General features: G+C 71.4%; 6 protein-coding genes and 1 pseudogene. 5 read left to right on the plus strand and 2 right to left on the minus strand.

The window, feature by feature from the left end; translation table 11 throughout:
* The 5 genes from VFN12_RS17235 to VFN12_RS17255 form a co-directional block, all read left to right on the plus strand.
* Window positions 1-604, plus strand: a 604-nt coding sequence (locus VFN12_RS17235; protein WP_325120023.1) for a serine protein kinase RIO, incomplete at its 5' end; no start/stop codon positions are given.
* 195 nt (window positions 605-799) lie between these two features.
* Window positions 800-2515: a TIGR03767 family metallophosphoesterase gene (locus tag VFN12_RS17240; RefSeq protein WP_325120024.1), complete on the plus strand. Its 1716-nt coding sequence runs from the start codon at window positions 800-802 to the stop codon at window positions 2513-2515.
* Between the two features lie 68 nt (window positions 2516-2583).
* A complete protein-coding gene (locus VFN12_RS17245) occupies window positions 2584-3321 on the plus strand; it encodes a class I SAM-dependent methyltransferase (protein WP_325120026.1) in 738 nt (245 codons plus the stop codon).
* Window positions 3322-3390: 69 nt separating this feature from the next.
* Complete coding sequence (locus tag VFN12_RS17250; RefSeq protein WP_325120027.1) at window positions 3391-3636, plus strand: LapA family protein; 246 nt, start codon at window positions 3391-3393, stop codon at window positions 3634-3636.
* A gap of 46 nt (window positions 3637-3682) precedes the next feature.
* A complete protein-coding gene (locus VFN12_RS17255) occupies window positions 3683-4093 on the plus strand; it encodes a VOC family protein (RefSeq protein WP_325120028.1) in 411 nt (136 codons plus the stop codon).
* A 23-nt stretch (window positions 4094-4116) separates the two neighbouring features.
* Here VFN12_RS17255 and VFN12_RS17260 read toward each other — a convergent pair whose 3' ends face one another.
* Both VFN12_RS17260 and VFN12_RS17265 read right to left on the minus strand, forming a co-directional pair.
* Window positions 4117-4515 (minus strand): hypothetical protein, encoded by a 399-nt coding sequence (locus VFN12_RS17260; RefSeq protein WP_325120029.1) that lies wholly within the window; start codon window positions 4513-4515, stop codon window positions 4117-4119.
* A 220-nt stretch (window positions 4516-4735) separates the two neighbouring features.
* A pseudogene (locus tag VFN12_RS17265) lies at window positions 4736-5189 on the minus strand (23S rRNA (adenine(2503)-C(2))-methyltransferase RlmN); the annotation flags it as partial.

Consider the following 5189-nt stretch of genomic DNA (forward strand, 5'->3'; position numbering starts at 1 on the left):
CGACGACGGCCCCTCGGTCGTGATGGCGGCCAAGCGCTACCGCGACGAGGAGCACCGCTCGTTCCACCGCTCGGCGGCCTACACCGAAGGCCGCCGGACCCGCAACAGCCGAGACCGCCGGGCGCTGGCGAAGAAGACCGCGCACGGGCGCGCGGTGGCCGCTGGCCAGTGGGCGTGGGCGGAGTGGGAGTCCCTCAAGCGGCTCTGGTCGATCGGGTTGCCGGTCCCCTACCCCGTCCAGATCGACGGCACCGAGCTGCTCATGCAGTGGATCACCCACGACGGGGAGTCGGCCCCACGGCTGGCGCAGACCCGGCCCGCGCCAGACCTGCTGGAGTGCTACTTCGACCAGCTGCGCGACGCCCTGGCCGAGCTCGCCCGCCACGGGATCGTCCACGGCGACCTCTCGCCGTACAACATCCTCGCGGCCGGCGAGCGCCTGGTCATCATCGACCTGCCGCAGGTGGTCGACCTGGTGGGCAACCCGGCGGGACCGGACTTCCTCCTCCGGGACTGCACGAACGTGTGCACCTGGTTCCGCGCCCGCGGTCTCGAGGTCGACGAGCACGACCTGTTCGCGGAGCTGCTGGCGCACGCGATGTGAGCTGGGGTGGTCGCTTGTCGGTTTCCCCGGCCCGCCGGGGACACCGACACTTCTGGGGCGATGCAACGCCTGAGAAGTGCATGGGTCGGCCGAGCCGTGGGGCTCGTGTGAAGGAAGTGGCGGGCAGCCGTACGGCGTGGGCGGCGTCGGGCCCTCCGTGCGTGACACCCTCCCGGGCCGGTCGTTGAACCCCGCATGAACCTCACCCGTCGAGACCTGTTCCGGGCCGCCGGCGCCGTCGGCGGCGCAGCGGTCCTCGGCGGGCTGGCGGCCGAGGCCGTGGCCGGCGTCCCCGCGCGAGGCCGCACCACACTCGACGTGACGCTCCGCAGGGGTCCGGCGGGCGAGGGCGGCTACCGGCCCGTCGTCCGGGCCGACGGCGAGCCCCACGTCGTGCGCACCGACCTCGGCGCGCCGGCGCGGAGCGGCCGCCGCTCACGCCGCAAGCCCCTCCTCGCGTTCGCCCAGCTCAGCGACGTCCACATCGTCGACGCCCAGTCGCCCATGCGCGTCGAGTACGTCGACCGCTACGACGACCAGGACCAGCCCGACGACCCGACGCCCGGCATCTTCGGCGCCGCCTACCGTCCCCAGGAGGTGCTCACCGCCCAGATCGTCGAGGCGATGGTGCGCGAGATCAACCAGATCGGGGCGGGACCCGTCACCGGGAAGCCGCTCGCGTTCGCGATCCAGACCGGCGACAACTCCGACAACTCCCAGTACAACGAGATCCGCTGGAACATCGACGTGCTCGACGGCGGCGAGGTGCGCGCCGACTCCGGTGACCTGTCTCGCTACGAGGGCGTCATGGACGGCGACCCGACCTACTACGACACCCACTACTGGCACCCCGACGGCACCCCGGCGGGCAAGGAGGACGACCAGCCCCGCAGCAGGTACGGCTTCCCCGAGGTGCCCGGCCTGCTCGACGCGGCCCGACGCCCCTTCCGGGCCGCCGGACTCGGCATGCCGTGGTACACCGCGCTGGGCAACCACGACCCCCTCGCGCAGGGCAACTTCCCCTCGACCATGCAGCTGAACACGGTCGCGGTGGGGCCCCTGAAGATGATCTCGCCACCGACGGGCGTCAGCCAGGCCGACGTGCTCAACGCACTGCGCGGCAACTACGCCGACTTCGTCGCGGCCTTCGCCGCCACCCCCCACGTCCGACAGGTCACGCCCGACCCCGATCGCCGGCTGCTGCAGAGGGCCGAGATCGTCGAGGAGCACTTCACCACCACCGGCTCACCGGTCGGCCACGGGTTCACCGAGACCAACCGGGCCGACGGCACGGCGTACTACGCGTTCGACCGCGGCCTGCTGCGCTTCGTCGTCCTCGACACGGTCAACCCCAACGGCGAGGCGAACGGCTCCCTCGACCAGGCACAGTTCGCCTGGCTCCAGGCACAGCTCCAGGCCTCGGCCGGGCGGCTGGTCGTGGTCGCGAGCCACCACACGGCCCGCACGATGGACAACCCGCTCGTCGGCACCGGTGGCGACCCGCAGCCGCGCGTCCTCGGCGACGAGGTCGTCGCCGAGCTGCTCGCGCACCACAACGTCATCGCCTGGGTCAACGGCCACACCCACTCCAACAACGTCTGGGCACATCAACGCGACGGAGGCGGCGGCTTCTGGGAGATCAACACCGCCTCCCACGTCGACTGGCCTCAGCAGGCGCGCCTGATCGAGGTCACCGACAACCGCGACGGCACGCTGTCGATCTTCGCCACGATGGTCGACCACGGGGCACCGCTGTCGTACGGCGGCCGGCTGGACGGGCCGATCCCGCTGGCGGCGCTGGCCCGCGAGCTGGCCGCCAACGACTGGCAGGAGCGGGACCGGAACCGTCGCGGTGCCCGCAGCGACCGGAACGTCGAGCTGCTGGTCGCCGCCCCGGCGTTCCTGGCCTGACCGGCCGAGGGGCGAACGCCGCGAGGGCGACCCGGATCCACCCTCGACCGTGTGTCAGGGTTCCGGGGATGAGCGACCACATCTACGACGAGCTGGCCGACAGCTACGCCAGGTCATCGGCGTCGGGCCCGCCCAACGCCCTCTACGACCGGCCGACCATCCTCCGGCTGCTCGGTCCGCTCCGGGATCGCCACGTGCTCGAGCTCGGCTGTGCGGCCGGACACCTGACGCACGAGCTGGTCGCGGCCGGAGCACACGTGGTCGCGCTGGACAAGTCGGAGCGCATGGTCTCGCACGCCCGCAACCGGGTGGGCGACCACGCGCGGATCGAGGTCGCCGACCTCCGGGAACCGCTGCACATGGTCGATGGCGCGAGCATGGATCTCGTCGTCGCGTCGCTGGTGCTGCACTACCTGCCCGACTGGCATGGAGTCCTCCGTGAGATCCATCGCGTCCTCGAGCCCGGCGGGGCCCTCGTCATGTCCGTACACCACCCGATCACCGGATGGCTGAGGTCCGACCGCACCGACTACCACCGCGTGGAGCTGATCGAGGAGGCCTGGGATGTCGACGGCATACAGACGACCGCGCACCTGTGGCGCCGCCCGGTCTCGGCCGTGTTCGCCCCGCTCCTCGAGCAGGGGCTGGCCATCGACGCCGTGCACGAGCCGTCGCCCGGGCTGGACGAGCACGCGGTTCCCGACGGACGTGTCCGCCGGGCCCTCAACGCCTCCCCGGTGTTCCTCTTCGTCCGCGCGATCCGCCCCGTCCGACCCGGCGTGACCCTGCCACTTCCACCACGGTGACCGGCCTGCGGCAGGGCTGGTCCGAAACGGGTGATCAGACGACGCCGGTCACCTCGCCATCATGGTGGTGTGGACGAGGATCGCAAGCTCGGCGGCGGGGCGATCGCGTCGATCTTCGGCCTCGGCGTACTCCTGATCTTCGTCTTCCAGAACACCGCCGACGTCCGGTTCCACTTCCTCGTCCTGGACTTCACCTGGCCTCTCTGGCTCTACACGATCGTGGTCGCCGTCTTCGGAGCACTCGTGTGGTTCGGCCTCGGCGTGATGCGCCGGCACCGCCGCCGCAAGGCCCGGCGGGCGGAGCGACGAGGGTGACCTGAGCCCGGGCGGGGCGACCGGTGCGAGCCGGTAGAAAGATGCCATGCCCGAGTTCCCGCACCTGCTGCACACGGCGATCGACGCGACCGACGCTCGTGGGCTCGCCGAGTTCTACCGCGAGCTCCTCGGGCTGGGCTACCGGGCCGGCGACGAGCCGCCACCCGACGGTGCCGAGGACGACGACAGCTGGCTGGTGCTGGTCGATGCCGACGGAAACCGGAAGATCGCCGTGCAACGCGTCGACTCGCTGCCGCGGTCGACCTGGCCGAGTCACGAGGTGCCGATGCAGCTCCACCTCGACTTCTCGGTGAGCTCACGCGACGAGCTCGAGCACCAGAAGGAGCGCGCCCTCGGCCTCGGCGCGACCGTCCTGCTCGACCGCACCGAGGATGCGGAGGCTCTCTACGTGCTCGCCGACCCGGCCGGCCATCCCTTCTGCATCCTCACCCGCTAGCGAACCGAGACCAGGTCTCCCGGCTAGCCCGGGTCGACGATCATCCATTCGCCACGGACGAACCTGAGGCGCCACGGGTCGTCCCCGGAGAGGAACGTCGCGGTCCTGCCCTTGACCTCGACGTGGCGGATCTTGTCCTTGTAGCCCTCGGGGTCGAACTCGAAGACGTACTTCCACATCTCGGGGCAGGTGGACACGTCGATGCCTCCGGCGGAGGCCTCCTCGACCATGGTCTCGGCGTACCGGGGCTGCATCATCCGGCACAGCTGGCGGGCATCCCCGACGCGGTAGGCCCTGCTGGCACGCGCGTAGAAGGCTCTCACCGACTTCGCACTCGGCGTGCCGTGCGCGCGCTGGCCTCGCTCGGTCGACGCGGTGTCCGAGTCCGAGTCGTCGAAGAGGCTGCCGCAGGCAGTCGTCATCAGGCACAACGCGGCCGCGATGGCGGTGCCCAGCAAGGATCGGCGTCGCCGATGCTGCCGGTCGGCAGTGGCACTACGGCGTGAGCTCTTCATCTGCGACTCCGAGGACGGGGCGGCCGGTCCTCGGCACCCTAGACGCTCCTCGCGGCTGGTGGGCGGAACCGCGGACTATCCGGCCACGCGGCGTCGACCCGGGCAGGAGCCGCGGGCTGGGAGCCGGTCAGCTCTCGGTGGCGGCCAGCTGGCCGCAGGCGCCGTCGATCTCGCGGCCCCGGGTGTCCCGCACGGTGGTGGGGATCCCCTTCGCCTCGAGACGACGCACGAACTCGCGCTCGTCGGCCGGGTCCGACGCGGTCCACTTCGAGCCCGGCGTCGGGTTCAGCGGGATCAGGTTGACGTGCACCCAGCCCCAGTCGCCGTAGGAGCCGAGGACGTCGCCGAGCAGGTCGGCGCGCCACGCCTGGTCGTTGATGCCGCGCATCATGGCGTACTCGATCGACACCCGGCGGCGGGTCACGCGCGCGTAGTCCCACGCCGCCTCCACGCTCTCGGCCACCGAGAAGCGGGTGTTGATCGGAACCAGCTCGTTGCGCAGCTCGTCGTCCGGAGCGTGCAGGGACAGGGCGAGGGTCACCGGGATGCCCTCCTCGGTCAGTTGCCGGATCCGTGGCACC

The sequence above is a fragment of the Nocardioides sp. genome (genome assembly GCF_035703625.1).
Classification (GTDB): domain Bacteria; phylum Actinomycetota; class Actinomycetes; order Propionibacteriales; family Nocardioidaceae; genus Nocardioides.